The sequence below is a fragment of the Enterococcus sp. S53 genome, assembly GCF_016516865.1.
GTDB classification, from domain to species: Bacteria; Bacillota; Bacilli; order Lactobacillales; family Enterococcaceae; genus Enterococcus_D; species Enterococcus_D innesii.
Window position 1 is genome coordinate 166,380 of sequence record NZ_JACVUH010000005.1, and the last position, 15,886, is coordinate 182,265.

13 protein-coding genes are annotated in these 15,886 nt (G+C 44.7%); 3 read left to right on the plus strand and 10 right to left on the minus strand.

What is annotated here, in order from left to right; all coding sequences use genetic code 11:
* Positions 1-51: 51 nt before the first annotated feature.
* From opp4B to IAE45_RS08965, 8 genes are all read right to left on the minus strand, one after another.
* A complete protein-coding gene (gene opp4B, locus IAE45_RS08930) occupies positions 52-1,008 on the minus strand; it encodes an oligopeptide ABC transporter permease (RefSeq protein WP_086293775.1) in 957 nt (318 codons plus the stop codon).
* Positions 1,008-1,952, minus strand: coding sequence for an ABC transporter ATP-binding protein (locus IAE45_RS08935; protein WP_077453896.1), 945 nt, complete (start codon positions 1,950-1,952; stop codon positions 1,008-1,010). The genes opp4B and IAE45_RS08935 overlap by 1 nt, the downstream gene beginning before the upstream one ends.
* Positions 1,953-2,960, minus strand: a complete 1,008-nt coding sequence (locus IAE45_RS08940) for an ABC transporter ATP-binding protein (RefSeq protein ID WP_060791587.1) — start codon at positions 2,958-2,960, stop codon at positions 1,953-1,955.
* Between the two features lie 323 nt (positions 2,961-3,283).
* A complete protein-coding gene (acpP, locus tag IAE45_RS08945) occupies positions 3,284-3,526 on the minus strand; it encodes an acyl carrier protein (protein WP_005227129.1) in 243 nt (80 codons plus the stop codon).
* 110 nt (positions 3,527-3,636) lie between these two features.
* Positions 3,637-4,656, minus strand: coding sequence for a phosphate acyltransferase PlsX (gene plsX / locus IAE45_RS08950; protein WP_077453897.1), 1,020 nt, complete (start codon positions 4,654-4,656; stop codon positions 3,637-3,639).
* Between the two features lie 45 nt (positions 4,657-4,701).
* Positions 4,702-6,732 (minus strand): ATP-dependent DNA helicase RecG, encoded by a 2,031-nt coding sequence (gene recG / locus IAE45_RS08955; protein WP_200125806.1) that lies wholly within the window; start codon positions 6,730-6,732, stop codon positions 4,702-4,704.
* Positions 6,733-6,845: 113 nt separating this feature from the next.
* On the minus strand, positions 6,846-8,528 hold the full coding sequence (locus tag IAE45_RS08960; protein ID WP_200125804.1) for a DAK2 domain-containing protein: 1,683 nt from the start codon (positions 8,526-8,528) through the stop codon (positions 6,846-6,848).
* 46 nt (positions 8,529-8,574) lie between these two features.
* On the minus strand, positions 8,575-8,937 hold the full coding sequence (locus IAE45_RS08965; protein ID WP_005227125.1) for an Asp23/Gls24 family envelope stress response protein: 363 nt from the start codon (positions 8,935-8,937) through the stop codon (positions 8,575-8,577).
* Between the two features lie 266 nt (positions 8,938-9,203).
* Between IAE45_RS08965 and rpmB the strand changes: the two genes are divergently transcribed.
* Both rpmB and IAE45_RS08975 read left to right on the plus strand, forming a co-directional pair.
* Positions 9,204-9,392, plus strand: a complete 189-nt coding sequence (rpmB, locus tag IAE45_RS08970; RefSeq protein ID WP_003128045.1) for a 50S ribosomal protein L28 — start codon at positions 9,204-9,206, stop codon at positions 9,390-9,392.
* 162 nt (positions 9,393-9,554) lie between these two features.
* The gene (locus tag IAE45_RS08975) at positions 9,555-12,203 is read left to right on the plus strand and encodes a YfhO family protein (protein ID WP_200125802.1); all 2,649 of its coding nucleotides are present in this window, start codon (positions 9,555-9,557) and stop codon (positions 12,201-12,203) included.
* Positions 12,204-12,405: 202 nt separating this feature from the next.
* Here the strand turns inward: IAE45_RS08975 and IAE45_RS08980 are convergent, their stop codons facing one another.
* Positions 12,406-13,392 carry an Rgg/GadR/MutR family transcriptional regulator gene (locus IAE45_RS08980; protein WP_142962356.1) on the minus strand — a complete coding sequence of 329 codons (987 nt, stop codon included), beginning with the start codon at positions 13,390-13,392 and terminating at the stop codon, positions 12,406-12,408.
* A 287-nt stretch (positions 13,393-13,679) separates the two neighbouring features.
* On the opposite strand from IAE45_RS08980, the gene IAE45_RS08985 reads away from it, so the two are divergent.
* Positions 13,680-14,993, plus strand: coding sequence for an MFS transporter (locus IAE45_RS08985; RefSeq protein WP_200125800.1), 1,314 nt, complete (start codon positions 13,680-13,682; stop codon positions 14,991-14,993).
* A 57-nt stretch (positions 14,994-15,050) separates the two neighbouring features.
* On the opposite strand, the gene truA is transcribed toward IAE45_RS08985, so the two are convergent.
* Positions 15,051-15,797: a tRNA pseudouridine(38-40) synthase TruA gene (truA, locus tag IAE45_RS08990; protein WP_010748617.1), complete on the minus strand. Its 747-nt coding sequence runs from the start codon at positions 15,795-15,797 to the stop codon at positions 15,051-15,053.
* Positions 15,798-15,886 lie beyond the last annotated feature (89 nt).

The following is a 15,886-nucleotide window of genomic DNA, read 5'->3' on the forward strand; positions in this document are numbered from 1 at the left end:
CTCTTGTTTTAGTACTTTTTCTTTCTTTTCAGACACATTTATCCCCTCCTATTACTGGATTCTGATTCTTGGATCGACAATACTCATGATGATATCTGACAGTAGTGTACCGATCAAGGTCGCTAGTCCTAAGATCAATGTTAGTGAAGTGATCACGGCATAGTCCCGTTGGACGATACTATCGATAAACAGTTTTCCGACACCTGGGTAGGCGAAGATTTTCTCAATGACCACAGAACCTGCGATCAATGACGTGATCTCATAGCCCATTTGTGATGCGATCGGCAACGATGCATTCCGGAAAACGTGACGTGAGAAGACTTTATTCGTTGGTACCCCTTTTGAACGAGCGGTACGAACGAAATCCAATGATTTCGAATCAATGACTTCACTTCGCAAGTATTGGATCGTCACTGCTGTTCCTAATAATGCAGAAGTGATTGCCGGTAATAGTAGGTGATACAAACGACTCCAAAACTCAGCCATGCCGCTGACCCCCGGTGCAACGGAACCACCCGTTGGGAACCAAGCCAATCGGTAACCGAAGATGAACAATGCGATCAACGCAAAGATAAACAACGGTACGGCGAAACTGAAGAAGTTGTAAACAACGACGACTTTATCAAGCAATGAATTTTGGTAACGTCCTGCCCACATCCCTAAAGGAATGGCAATCACGTAAGTCAAAATGACCGTCAATAAAGATAACCACAATGTATTGCTGATACGTCCTGCTAATAATGTTGAAACAGGCAATTTATAGATAAAGCTTTGTCCAAAGTCCCCTTTTAAGGCATTTCCGATCCAACGGAAATACTGGGTATACCATGGGTCATTCAAACCAGCGGCTTCACGCATCCGCTCAATAACAGCTGGATCTTGGTTTGGATTGATCAAACCAGTAAATGGATCCCCAGGCATTGCTTGTGCGATCAAGAAAATCAAGATACTCAAAATAATGACTTGCGGGATCATCAACAACAAACGACGTAGAATTGTTTTCCACATTATTCAGCACCCCCGTTTTTCAATGCGACTTGGTGCGACTCGGTGATTTTACGCAAGTCATACACTCTGCCAGATTCGTCGTAGTAATCTTTTTGATGGGTCACATATTCCAACTCGACCTTGCGGCGGTTTTCTTTGTGAGCATCGCGATTTTTTACGTCGATTTGAGGAATCGCTGATAATAAACGTTTTGTATAGATGTGACGCGGGTCTTGGTAGATGTCTTCCCGTGTCCCGATCTCAACGAAGCGGCCTTTGTACATGATGGCGATATTGTCGCACATGTGTTTTACGACCCCTAAGTCATGAGAGATAAATAAGAAACTTAAGCCAAATTCTTGCTGGATCCGTTTCATAAAGTTCAGTACCTGCGCTTGAACGGATAAGTCAAGGGCTGAAACCGGCTCATCGGCGACGATCAGTTTTGGATTGGATGCTACCGCGCGGGCAACCCCTAACCGCTGACGTTGGCCACCAGAGAACTCGTGAGGATATTTGTATAGGGCATCTTCTGGCATCCCAACGATATCCAACAAACTTTTCACACGTGTTTTCTCTTCTTGATCGCTTAAGCGTTCAAAGTTGCGCAATGGTTCGGCGATAATGTCTACCACGCGTTTTTTAGGATTCAAGCTAGACATTGAATCTTGGAAAATCATTTGGACATCTTTGTTGTAGTTCATTTTTTTGCGGACGGAACGTTTGGTCACGTCTTGCCCATCATAAATGATTTCACCGCTAGTGATTTTTTCTAACCCAACGATGGCTTTTCCCGTCGTGGATTTACCAGAACCAGACTCACCAACCAATCCGTAGGTTTTTCCTTTTTCTATGATGAAGTCCACACCGTCAACGGCATACACATGGTCCGTGACGCGGTTGAAGAATCCGCTGCGAATAGGATAGTGGACTTTCAGATCTTTGATTGTAATTAATTCTGTCATCTACACTTCTCCTTCTTCGTCTCTAAAATGAAAATGCTTGTAGCATGTGCAACGGACCAAATGATCAGGTGCTACTTCATGCAAGACTGGGTTTGCTTCGTGGTCGCTTTCAGGGATCCAAGGAATCCGTGCGGCAAACCGACAACCGGTCCGAGGCATATTTTTCAAGGAAGGAACCACGCCCTCGATCACATGCAGTTCACTGTCTTGTGAGTTTTCTTGAGGGATCGAGTTAAGCAGTGAGCGGGTGTATGGATGTTTCGGATTGGCAAACAACTCTTCGGCTGTTGCGACTTCCACAAACTGTCCCCCGTACATTACGGCTACTCGGTCGGCCATCTCTGCTACGACACCTAAATCGTGGGTGATCAAAATGATCCCCGTTTGCGTTTCTTCTTGCAAATCTTTTAGTAGATCAAGGATCTGTGCTTGGATCGTCACGTCCAACGCGGTCGTTGGTTCATCGGCAATAATGATTGGTGGTTTACAAGCAATCGCGATCGCAATGATGACCCGCTGACGCATCCCACCTGACAATTCATGAGGGTATTGACGTCCTACTCGCGGTGGATTCGGGATCCCAACTTGTTCTAATAATTCTAATGCCCGTGCTTGGCGCTGTTCGGCATTCATATCTGTATGATAAGACAAGCCTTCTTTGATTTGGTCTTCGATCCGCATCAACGGATTCAGTGCAGACAACGGATCTTGGAAAATCATCCCAATATCATTTCCGCGAATTTTGTTGTATAACGTTTCGTTTAAGTTTGACAAGTTTAAATCTTTATATAAGATTTCTCCAGTGATTTTCGTGTTGTTTGGGTCATGTAGCCCCATGATCGTTGTAGCTAACGTACTTTTTCCGCAACCAGATTCTCCTACGATTGCTAAGATCTCATTACGATCCAGTGTAAAAGAAATACCATCTACTGCGTCATAGTAATCGTCTTTGATACGAAAACCTGTGTGAAGGTTTTGAACATCTAGTAATTGATTATCTCTGGACAATCGAATACCCCTCTCTACTTTCTAAGATGTCTTGCGTTTTAATGTAAAAAAAGAAGGAACATGCATTTCATTTCCAAAAGCTTTCTTAACATTGTATAATATATTCTTAATAATTATATAGAAATGCTAACAATAATGCAAGTCCCAGAAAACTTAAAACACTGAATTTTCAGAAAATTTACATTACGCTTCCAACGCCGTTATGTCAGGTTTAACCATCGTTTTTTAGATTTTGATTTTAAAGAAAAGCCGCCCAAATCACGGCGGATCAATTATGAGAAAGAAAGAGCTAAGTCATCTAGGACTTAGCTCTTATGTCTGTCTTAAGCAAGATGGCTTGAAATATAATCAACCGCTCCACCGACTGTTTCGATCTGCTCGGCATCTTCATCAGAAATCTCGGTACCAAATTCATCTTCTAGTTCAAGGACGAATTCCATCACACTGATCGAATCAGCGTTCAAGTCGTCTTTAATGCTCATCGTATCCGTTACGTTCTCTGCGTCAATTTCAAAATGATTGGCGATCACGACCGCAACTTTCTTGAATACTTCATCTCGTGTCAACTGGCTTCACCTCCACGCGTTTGCACAAAACATAGAATGGCTAACAAACATTGTACTGCTTTCTATGCTTTTTGTCTAGATATTTTTGCAATTTCATTACAATGATTGCATTATGATTGCGTTTCGTCTTTTGCAGTCGGCATTTCTTCAAAGTGGGCGACTAATTGGGCCACAACATCTGTTGCTAGCATCGTATGGATCTGCTTGATGGTGTACGCTACCGCTTCTGGTCCTGTCGCCCCATGGGTTTTGATGACTGGTGCTTTCAAACCAAACAATACGGCCCCGCCATGTTTCGCATAATCCATCTCATTTTTTACTTTTCGCAACGCATCCTTCAGTAACAACGCCCCTAATTTCCCTTTGGTACCTGAATCGAGAATCGATTGCTTCAACAACGCCATTAAGTTCAAGGCAGTTCCTTCGATCGATTTCAAAACAGCATTTCCAGTAAAGCCATCTGTCACGACGACGTCAGCTGCACCATCCAATAATTCCCGAGCCTCGACATTGCCGATAAAATGGATCGTAGGGTCTTGCGAAAGCAGTTCAAAGGCTTTTTTCGTCAATTCGCTGCCTTTGGTTTCTTCCGTTCCGTTATTTAACAAGCCGACCCGTGGTCGATTGATCCCGCGAACTTTTTGGGCATAAAAGGACCCTAAGACGGCATAGTTTGCCAAATGTTCTGGTTTATTGTCGGCATTAGCGCCTAGATCCAGCATATCAAAGCCAGCATCTTTGCCGATCACTGGCATTGTGGACATCAATCCGGGACGGTCGATCCCTTTGATCCGACCAACGATGAACAACCCGGCCGCTAATAAAGCACCGGTATTTCCGGCTGAAAAAATCGCATCTGCTTCGCCATTTTTCACTGCTTGTGCCGCTAAGACCATTGAGGCCGTTTTTTTTCGTCTGATTGCTTTAACAGGTTCATCATCACTATTGATTTTTTCATCTGTGTGGATAATAGTGACATTTTTATCATCCGTCATGTATTTTTTGATTTCATTTTCTTTTCCGTAAAGGAGGAATTCAATCTCTGGAAAATCTTTTTTCGCCAGCATGACCCCTTCTACGATCGCTTTTGGGGCGTTGTCTCCGCCCATTGCATCAACAGCAATCCGCATCTCGCTGCCACTCCCTTCATTTTCCCAATCAGTATAGCATATTCTTTAATCAAAAAATTGTTTGTCTGCTTTTTTTGCTGCTAAATAGTTCGCCAATGCCGAAAATTCCGGCAATAGCTGCCAGCCATTTTTTTGCCAAAGCTGGGTTGCCTCAACTTGAGCCACTTCTAGAATGTGGGCATCCGCGACTAAATCGGCAGCCGCAAACTCTGGCAAGCCCGATTGTCGATTGCCGAAGACTTCTCCTGGCCCCCGCAACTGCAAGTCTTTTTCGCTGACTATAAAGCCATTGGTGGTTTCTGTCATGATCTTCATTCGTTCGACCCCCGTCTCATTTTTCGGGTTTGCGATCAATATACAGTAAGAAGCATCGGCGCCGCGTCCTACCCGTCCACGTAATTGGTGGAGCTGGGCTAACCCGAAGCGATCAGCGTCAATGATCAACATCACTGTCGCATTAGGGACATTGACCCCTACTTCGATGACTGTCGTGGAAACCAAGATCTGCAGTTGATTTTCTTTGAAGGCTTCCATAATAGTGTCTTTTTCTTGATTCTTCATTTTCCCGTGCAGCATCCCTACTTGATAGGTTGGGGAAAAATAACTTTGCAGCTGCTCATAAATCTCCGTGGCATTCTTGACATCCAGCATTTCGGATTCTTCGATCAAAGGACAGATGACATACATCTGGTGCCCTTGGGCCAATTCTTTTTGCGCCCACTCTAAGATCGATTCAAACTGCGGCGGTCGGACCCAGCGCGTCTCTACAGGAATCCGTCCTGCCGGCATCTCATCGATCACCGAAACATCCATTTCGCCATAAGCCGTGATCGCTAGCGTACGAGGGATCGGCGTGGCGGTCATAAAGAGTACATCAGGAAGATAGCCTTTTTCCCTTAAGACTTTTCGCTGATTGACCCCAAAACGGTGTTGTTCATCGGTGATGACTAAGCCAAGATGTGCAAAGTCTACCCCTTCTTGGATCAGCGCATGGGTCCCAACGATGATGTCGATCTCCCCAGCTGCTAATTGTTCTAAGATGACCCGCCGTTCTTTGGGTTTGGTCGAGCCTGTCAAAAGAGCGGTGGTCACTTCTAAGGGGTCAAAGAGTTGATTTAAGCTCTCTAGGTGCTGTTGGGCCAAAATCTCAGTCGGCACCATCAGCGCCCCCTGAAAGCCAGCCGTCATCGTAGCATAGAGGGCGATCGCCGCCACAACTGTTTTCCCACTTCCTACGTCTCCTTGCAAGAGCCGCTGCATGTGCTGCGGACTTTTCAGGTCATGGCAGATTTCATTGGTCACGCGCTTTTGCGCATTCGTCAATTCAAAGGGCAGTTTACGAGTAAATTCTTTCAAGCGTTGCACATCGTAATCGATCGCCAAGCCGTTTTTCTCGGCTTTTTCACTTTTCTTCAGTCCTTGGATCTGCATTTGGAACAAAAAGAACTCTTCAAAAATCACCCGCCGCTTCGCTTGATGGCTCTCTTGGGGATCTTTGGGAAAGTGCATCGCAAACATCGCGGATTTCCGATCCAACAAGCGATATTTTTCGATCAATGACAAAGGCAAGATCTCTGTGATCTGGTCACCAAAATCAAGAAATGCCTGTTTGATCAGTTCGATCAACACACTTTGACGCACGGCTTTATTGACATGATAAATGGGGGCAAAGTCCTCGCCACTTTTGCTGCCAAGAATTTTCATCCCCGTCAGACCTTTGCGTTTGGCGTCCCATTTGCCATAGACGGCGATCTCTTCTGAGACCTCTACTTTGTCCTTCAAATAAGGCTGATTGAAAAAGGAGACATTAAAGACATCGTGGTCTTGCATCATGCGAAATTGCAACCGACTTTTCTTGTAGCCAAAGCGATTGACGACCGGTGGGGAAACGACGATCCCCTTGATCGTTACTTTTTCTTGGTCTTGAATCTCCGCTAATTGCCGTTCTTGAATGTCTTCATAACGAAACGGATAATACTTCAGCAGGTCTTCAATAGTTTCGATTCCTAAACTCGCCAAGTCTTGGGCGCGTTTTTCTCCGACACCCTTTAATACCGTAAGTGGCTGATTTAGCATAGGTACCCTCCTTTTCCAAAAGTGATTTTGATTCATGGCAGGGGTTCCTGCGTTTATAGAAAAAGACGGAGCCAAAAATCATCTACGATTTTTGCCCCCGCCGCCTAATTTGTTTATTCTGCTGAGAAAAGATACGGATAAACCGGCTGATCTCCTTGATGGATCTCTACTTCGATCTCAGGATGCAGTTCAACGATCGCTTCTTCGATTTTGGCTGCTTCTTTGGCTTTGCCTTCTTCACCGATAATGATGGTGACGATCTCAGTATCTTCTGTGATCATTTTTTCTAAGCTAGTCATAGAAGCAGAGAAACGATCAGGAACAGAAACAACGATTTTGCCGTCGACCATTCCTAAGAAGTCGCCTTCTGTGATTTCGATGCCATCGATTGATGTATTACGGATCGCATGAGTCACTGATCCGCTGACAACACTTGCTAAGACATCGGTCATGGCTTGCTGATTTTCAGCTAGCGTGGACTGCTCGTGGAATGCCAGCATCGCCGTCATCCCTTGAGAGATCGTCCGTGTTTCAACAACCGCTACTGGAATCTCAGAAACTTCCGCTGCTTGCTGCGCAGCCATAAAGATATTTTTGTTGTTCGGTAAGACGATCACTTGATCAGCATTGACTTCATTGATGGCCACCAAAATGTCTTCTGTACTTGGGTTCATCGTTTGGCCACCACTGATGACATAAGAAGCCCCTAGGCTAGTAAACAATTCTTTCAAGCCTTCCCCCGCCGCGATCGCAATGATCGCAAATGGTGTCCGCGGACGTTTTACTGGTGCTGGTTTTGCTTCTTGCTGATCGTGTTCCAAGATCGTTTCATGCTGAAGGCGCATGTTGTCGACTTTGATCTTCACCAATGAACCGAATTTTTGCCCATAATTCATGACTTCGCCGGGATGTTCCGTGTGAACATGGACTTTGATGATCTCATCGTCGTTGACCACTAATAAGGAATCTCCCAACTCGTTTAAGTAATTACGGAATGTTTCATAATCGAATTCACTATCAACGGTCGGACCTTCACCAATTTTCACCATGATTTCTGTACAATAACCAAAAGTGATGTCTTCAGTCGCTAATTGCCCTTGGACACTGCGATGATGTTCCGCATTGACCATTTCATCCATTGCAGCTGGAGATGGTTCAAAAATTTCATCGGCTGGGTATTCCCCGGTCAATGCATTTAAGAAACCTTCATAGATAAACAACAGGCCTTGACCGCCACTATCTACCACACCGACTTCTTTTAATACCGGTAATAGATCAGGGGTTTTCGCCAATGACCGTTTTGCGCCATGAACCACTGCTTTCATGACTTCGATACAATCATCAGTGGTTTGGGCTTTCTTCTCGCCATATTCAGCGGCGATGCGTGCCACAGTCAGGATGGTTCCTTCCACAGGCTTCATGACTGCTTTATAGGCGGTTTCTACTCCATGAGTAAAGGCTTGAGCCAATTCTGGTGCAGTGAGTGTTTCTACGGTTGGGATTGCTTTAGAAAAACCGCGGAATAATTGAGACAAAATGACGCCGGAATTCCCACGTGCGCCCATCAATAGTCCTTTTGAAAGTGTAGCGGCAAGATCGCCGACGTTTTCTGAAGTCGCATCTGCGACCGCTTTTGCTCCACTGGTCATGGATAGATTCATGTTTGTCCCGGTATCTCCATCTGGAACAGGAAACACATTCAATGAGTTGACAAACTCTGCATTAACTTGTAGACGAGCCGCGCCTGCCTGCACCATTTCTTGAAACTGACTTGCGCTGATATTCGTTACCTTCACTTAGATAGTCCTCCTTAAAATCATCCGCCATGAACGGATCCCTTGCCTAATCTGGCAGTACACGTACGCCTTGAACAAATACATTTACCGAGTTCGCAGATACACCTAGCATCGTTTCTAAGTTGTATTTCACTTTTTCCTGCACGTTGCGGGAAACTTCGGAAATCTTTGTTCCATAGCTGACGATCGTGTATACATCCACTGCAATGCCGTTTTCTTCTTGGCGGACAACGACACCGCGAGAATAATTTTCTTTTCGTAAAATTTCATTGATGTTATCTTTGATTTGTTTCTTGCTAGCCATACCAACAATGCCGAACACATCTGTTGCTGCGCCTCCGACCACTGTTGCAATGACTTCATTGCTGATTTCAATAATACCTGATGAGGTTTGAATTTTTACAGCCATTTTATAGCCTCCTTCAATGGGCATGACCCATCTTTCTTCTTACATATTTTATCATAGCTGTACCGCAAATAAAAGGATGAGACATATGAAAAGGGGCTTTCTGACCAAACGTCTTGCATTTCGACCTTGTTTAATTTACAATGTTTACCGGGAAAAGTCAATGTTTCTTGAAAATTACTCTTGCTTTTTTCACCTTTCTGTGATAAATTCAGATGGTATGAGCTGAAATAGCGCTCCAACATCAAGGCAAAGGAGGAAATAACCACATGGCTAAAGTTTGTTACTTTACTGGACGTAAAACTACAAGTGGAAACAATCGTTCTCACGCAATGAATGCGACAAAACGTACTGTGAAACCTAACTTGCAAAAAGTTCGCGTTATGATTGACGGAAAACCTAAAAAAGTTTGGGTGTCAACTCGTGCTTTGAAATCTGGAAAAGTTGAGCGCGTATAATTAGACCTTTTCGGCCGTTCGTTTTGAACGGCTTTTTTTGTGCCCTTTTTTCTTTGGTGCGCTTTCACTTAGGTTTTCATTAAAGAAAACAGGTCTTTGTTTTTTTAATCGATTCACCTGTGGTAAACTAAGAAAAAATTGATAAAGAACAGGTGACTTCTTGTGACGAAAATAAAAACATTTGCCAAACAACATTGGCCTTATATGCTTGCTAGTTTCTTCTTGCCGTTTCTTATCATGGCAGTGATCTATTTGACCATTGGCATCTACCCTGGCAGCAGCCGCAGTGTCTTAGCCAGTGATGCCTTTTCGCAATTCTCAAACTTTCATGCCAGCTTCCGCAATATGCTCTTAGGCAAGCAAAGTATCTTTTATACGTGGAACGCCTCCTTAGGCTTAAATTATCTGGCATTGATCTCCTATTACTTAGGCGGGATCTTCACTCCCCTGGTCTTGTTATTCCCGAATCAGCTGATGCCAGATGCGCTGTACTTTTTGACCTTGATCAAGATCGGCAGCGCGGGCTTGGCGTTTTGGTTTTATGCCAGCCAAACCTTTAAGATCCAACGTTGGCAACACGTGACCTTAGCCGTCTGCTATGCCTTGATGTCCTTCATCACCGCCCATTCGGAACTGATCATGTGGCTTGATGCCATGATCTATCTGCCACTGGTGATTTTAGGCATTGACCGTTTAGTGAAAAAGAAAAAACCAGTCGTGCTGTTTATCAGCTACTTGCTGTTATTTTTATCCAGTTTTTACATGGGCTTTATGATTGGTCTCTTTTCCGTGATGTATTTCTTGGTCCAATTGGGCCGCAACTGGAAACAAGCTCGCGGGGCGATCATCCCTTACGGCATCACCTCCTTGTTAGCAGGGGGCGCCTCAATGGTGATCATCTTACCTGCCCTGCTGGATTTGCGGTCGAACGGGGAAGAGTTGACGACGATTTCTTCCTTTAAAACCGAAGCCACCGATGTCTTTGACCTTGTAATGAAAAACATGATTGGAGTATACGATACAACAAAATACGGCTCCATTCCCTTCATCTATATCGGCTTATTGCCGTTGCTGTTATGTATTTTATATTTTGTTTCGAAGAAAATCCGCTTGAAGGATAAATTCTTATACGCTGGCATGTTTGCTGTTTTGATTGTCAGTTTTTATATCGTGCCGATGAATCTTTTTTGGCACGGGATGCATGCCCCAAATATGTTCCTTTTCCGTTATGCCTATTTGTTCTCCTTCTTAGTGATCATGCTGGCGGGATACGGGTGGGAGCAGCTGCAGCAAAAAGATCGTGGATTGTTTCTCATTATTGGTCTTTCTACGATCGTGGTGTTTGCCCTCGCCTACGCATTGAAAGGACCTGGAACCTATGAATATGTTTCCGCTACTTCTTTTGCGCTAACGATCGTATTCTTTGTTCTTTACTTGTTATGTATTGGGTTCGGGCAATTAGGGCTTTTAACACAAAAACGAGTGACGATCTTGATGCTGATCTTCGTCTGCGGAGAAATGGCCGTCAATACCAGCGGCATGGTTCGCGGAATTTTGAATGATTGGAACTATGCTTCTCGCAGTTTGTATACAGAACCTTATCCGGACATCAAAAAACTTGTCACTCAAGCCAACGAAGACAATGATACCTTTTTCCGATTAGAAAACCTTGATCCTGTTTCTTCCAACGACAGTATCAATTATGGCTACAGCGGGGTCAGCATGTTTTCTTCGATCCGTAACCGCAATTCCTCAAGCTACCTGGACAAACTGGGCTTTCGGTCCCGCGGCACCAATTTAAATATCCGCTATCCGAACAATACCTTGCTGATGGATGCTTTTACAGGGATCAAATACAATATCTCCAAGCCAAATCTCACCAAATATGGCTTTCAACGAGTTGGGGAATCTGGTGAATACAAGCTTTATGAAAATCAAAATGCGTTACCGCTAGGTTTCTTGGCTGAACCGACCATCGAATCGATTGAACAGCCGCAAAACGACAACTTGACGAGCCAGAAAAATCTTTTCAATGGCTTGGCCGATTTAAATTTAGAGTATTTTGCCTTTCAGCCGATCACGGTGATCCATAGTAAAAATACAGATATCACCAATGACGGCATGTATATGAAATTTACCGAGCAAGAAAGCAATGTCGCAAAAGAAGTGACTTGGCAAGTGGAGGTTCCGGCGAACTCGCAAGCGTACTTGAGTCTCTTCCCTGCCAACTTCGGAGAATTGGAAAGTTCATCTGCCACCGTGACAGTCAACGGCCAGCAGCGAGAAACGCAAATCAGTATCAATGGTCAATACTACGACTTAGGGCACTACGAGACCGATACGACGGTTCAATTCACCGTCAGCTTCTACGGAACACCTGAGATCTCATTCCAAAACCCGCAAGTCGTCACCTTGGATACCAACGCCTACCAACAAGCAATTGATGCAATCCAAGATCGAGGGGTCGCTATGACGGTCGGCAAACGCAGTGCCAAAGCCGATATCACGACTGAAAAAGAGCAGCAGCTTGTGACGACCATCCCTTATGACAAGGGCTGGACTGCTACGCTTGATGGCAAAGAAGTCCCAATCACGGCCTTTCAAGACGGCTTTATCAGTGTGACGATCCCAAGTGGTAGCCATCACTTGGAACTGTCCTTCTTGCCGCAAGGCTTTGTTATCGGTGTTTGCTTGTTCTTCGGCTGCATCGCATTGTTTATCTTGTTTGCTTGGTTTTACCAGAAACAAGTAGCCAAAAAGCAAGTCTTGGCCGAACAACGTCAACTCATGGATCAAGCGCCAGAAAACTAATCGAAAAAGAACCAACTCGTCCCTTTGAGGCGATCCCCTTAAGTTAGAGCAAAAGCTGACTTATGGGTGTCCCTCAATGATCGGTGAGTCTGGTTCTTTTTTTGTGCTGGGGTTCCGCAGCTGTTCGCTCTAGTGGTCTTAGCATCCACTACCGACTAGGTCCCCTTCGATTCGGGGGCCAAATACCTAGCCCTTAGAGCGTTTAGCGAAACATAAGATAACTGTTAGGTTCTTCCGCATTTTTCTTGATGGAGTGCAACGATCGCTCCCATAATTTAACCATTTTGGTTTGTTTCAAGACGCGAAAGATCGAAAGCCCTTGGTCGATTTTCAACAGTCCTTTTTCTTGATCGCCATAAATATACCAGTACCATCCTTGATAGCAAAGAAGATGCGTGCTGTTTAGCATGTCTCCGCGATCTGCCAATAATTCCTCCGCAATGGTCAACACCTCTTTTGCCCACTCCAGGCGGCGAAAATTGACAAACGTCGTAAAACAACTAAAAATCAAATCCATTTGAATTTCTCGCATCAAGGACAAGCCTTGTTCTTTTTTGGTCCGTGAAATAGCAACCTGCAGTAAGTGATAGGAAGTTTCGACAGGAAACAAGAATTGAAAATAACGAAACAGCAAAATCTCATAGACGCCCCAGTTGTCTACTTTCATAAGATAGGAGATGACGGGGCGGGTTTTGATGCGTAGCTTTTCCATATATTCATCGGGTGAGCGGTCGGGTTTAGAACCTGAGAGATTGATTTCATGTATCTCCTTTGTAATCTCAAGGTACAGAAAAACAAAAGAATGCTGTTTGGAAGCGGCGATCAGTTCGCTGCGCATTTCCTCCAGCCCTTCTTTGCTTCGCTGGGCGTGGGCGTTACTCAAGTAAGCTTCTTTGTTGATCCCTAAGATTCGATCCAGTAAATCCATAAATTCGCTCGTCATATAGCTGGGAAAGCTCATCAGGTTGTCGTGACTTTTTACGCCCTTTTGCTGTGCACGTAAATAATAAAACTCCTCCACCGTAACATGGATATTTTCTAATAGGCGCTCCAATCGATGAATACTGATACTTGAAGCACCTTGCTCAAATTTACTGATAAACGAGCGACTGTTTTGTTCATCCGCCACTTGAGCGATCGTATAGCCGCGCTCTTTCCGCAATTGTCGGTACAGTTTTCCTTCTTCCATAACCATCCTCCTAGCGATCAGTCTGCAAACGCCAAACCAAACCCGCTTCACGAATGAAGCTCCGCAATTAAATTTTACTATTTTAGATTCAATCTTATAAAATGTTGAGGAACAAAATCTACGGCACCCTATTTATATGCCACTCTTTTAGCTGTTAGCCACTCGTGACAGTAACCTCTGGTATGCTCCTGGTACATTTAAATTCCACTATAGTGGAATATTTTCTCTTCCTAGTATAAAGCATCCTATACTGATTTTACAACGTAGAACGTGAAAGGATGATTTCGATGAAAGAATATCAACAAAACAAAGGCTATCGTGCCTTAGTCAACGCCGCCTTACTCAGTGGCATCGGCATGAGTTTATTTAATATCGTCTTTGTAGTTTATGCCAGTACATTACCCTTTAATGCCCTTGCTGTTTCCTTAGCCTCCATGGCCCTGCTGGTCCCTGATCTCTTACGAATCCTGACCGGCTATCTAGCCGATCGTACCAAAAACAAAGTGCAATGGATGATCAGCAGTCGGCTGTTGCAAGGCGTCCTTTTTATGGCACTCGCTTTTTTGATCCAATTGCCGCCTAGTCTATGGTCTTTCTTCCTTTTGCTAGGCATCAATATTGTTTCTGATTGTTTGGGCGCTTATTGTTCTGGGTTACAGTTGCCCTATGTTCGCCGTCTTGTGCCAGCCGAGGCCTTAGACAGTGCCATGGGTTTTCAAATGGCGTGTCAAACCAGCGTTCAAATCGTCTTTCAAGGGATCGGTGCTTGGGGGATCGTTTTACTGAGTAATAATTTTGCCGCTTTTGGTTTGATCAATGCCGTGACGTTTTTCTTAGCCACAATCGTGATCTTCTGGAACCGCTCGCTCTTTTATGCGGTGCCTGGGAAAATCAATCAAGCACCAACACCACTCTTTCAGAATTTCTCGGAAACCTTTAAATTATTGACTGGTACGGCTTTTCTTAAAAAGATGATCCTCTTTGCCTTACTGATCAATACCTTAGCCGCTAGTACGAGCGGTCTACTAAATCTCCAGTTGTTGGATGACCTTGCGCTTTGGTTTGCCACATATGGCAACACCGTTGCGATGGCAGGCATCGCTACTTCGATCGGTATGGTCGCCGGTGCCTTGTTTGCTGCCGACTGGTTCAAGAATACCGGTCTGGTTCGCTTGATTGCGTATACCTCTTTCGTTTTATGTCTGTTGACCTTGAATTTTCTCTTCCTGCATAACCGTTGGCTCATGATCGCGCTACTCTTTGCTGAAGGCTACCTGATTGGGAAAATCAATCCCCGCTTTTCGGCACATCTGATTCGTGAGATCGATGAAGAACATCTCGCCATCAGCAGCGGGATCTTTTCCACCATCGTGATGCTAGGGGGACCCGTCGGTCAAATGGTCTTTTTAGGCATCGGCAATCGCTATCACGTTGCTTGGAGCTGGCTGCTTTACTTGCTTTTCGCATTTTTAGTAGCCATCGCCGCCTTAGTCGCTGCCAGTACCTTAGAAAAAACACCCACCACTGCTGCGTCTAAAACCGCTGCGGAAAGGACTGAAGATTGGCAAGAAACTGCCCCTGTTTTGCCTGAGAAAAAATAAAAACACAAGCTTTCGCTTTCTCTTTTTGGACAAGAGCAGCGAAGCTTGTGTTTTTCCTTATTCATAAGCAACATGAACCAAATACAATCCTTCTGGATGAGCTGTGGGTCCTGCCGCATTTCGGTCTTTTTGCGCAATGATCGCAGGAATACTGTCAGGTGCGAGTCGTCCATTGCCGATTTTCAACAATGTGCCCACCATGATTCGGATCATCTTGTACAAAAATCCATCGCCGCGAAAGGTGAAAATCAACTCATCTCCAGCGTCATTGACCGCCATGGACGCTTCATGGATCGTCCGTGTTTTGTCATCGACGGAACTGCCCGTCGCACAAAAACTGGTAAAGTCATGGGTGCCTAAAAAATCTGGCAACGCCCGTTGGATTTTTTCCAAATCTAGCGGATACGGATAATAGCTGGCATAATGACGGCGGAAAGGACTGCGGGGTTTCCCAATGTCCACTCGAAACTGGTAGGTTTTTTCAACGACTAAGTAGCGGGCATGGAAGGTATCGTCAACGATCTCCACCGATTTTACCGCAACATCTTCTGGCGTTTGGGTATCTAAACCAAAGCGCATTTTTTCCAGTGGACGCTTTTGAGGGAAATCGAAGTGGATCACTTGCCCTTGCGCATGGACCCCCGCATCGGTGCGGCCAGAGCCATGAATCTGGATCGGCTGCCCATTGTTCATCTTCGTTAATGTCTTTTCAATCTCTTCTTGAACCGTTCGTCCATTGGGTTGACGCTGAAATCCTTGAAAATTCGTACCATCATAAGCGATCGTCGCTTTATAGCGGACCATTGAATCACCTGTTTCTTTCTATTTTTTCACAAAAAAGCCTATGAGAAAAGTCTGATCGATCGACAGGCCTTTTCCAACCAGCCGCTGGG

Excerpts from the sequence above, each read along its gene's own strand:
- opp4B (WP_086293775.1), bottom strand. The coding sequence starts at position 1,008 with ATGTGGAAAACAATTCTACGTCGTTTGTTGTTGATGATCCCGCAAGTC.
- IAE45_RS08935 (WP_077453896.1), bottom strand. The coding sequence starts at position 1,952 with ATGACAGAATTAATTACAATCAAAGATCTGAAAGTCCACTATCCTATT.
- plsX (WP_077453897.1), bottom strand. The coding sequence starts at position 4,656 with ATGCGGATTGCTGTTGATGCAATGGGCGGAGACAACGCCCCAAAAGCG.
- recG (WP_200125806.1), bottom strand. The coding sequence starts at position 6,732 with ATGCTAAATCAGCCACTTACGGTATTAAAGGGTGTCGGAGAAAAACGC.
- IAE45_RS08965 (WP_005227125.1), bottom strand. The coding sequence starts at position 8,937 with ATGGCTGTAAAAATTCAAACCTCATCAGGTATTATTGAAATCAGCAAT.
- rpmB (WP_003128045.1), top strand. The coding sequence starts at position 9,204 with ATGGCTAAAGTTTGTTACTTTACTGGACGTAAAACTACAAGTGGAAAC.
- IAE45_RS08980 (WP_142962356.1), bottom strand. The coding sequence starts at position 13,392 with ATGGAAGAAGGAAAACTGTACCGACAATTGCGGAAAGAGCGCGGCTAT.
- IAE45_RS08985 (WP_200125800.1), top strand. The coding sequence starts at position 13,680 with ATGAAAGAATATCAACAAAACAAAGGCTATCGTGCCTTAGTCAACGCC.
- truA (WP_010748617.1), bottom strand. The coding sequence starts at position 15,797 with ATGGTCCGCTATAAAGCGACGATCGCTTATGATGGTACGAATTTTCAA.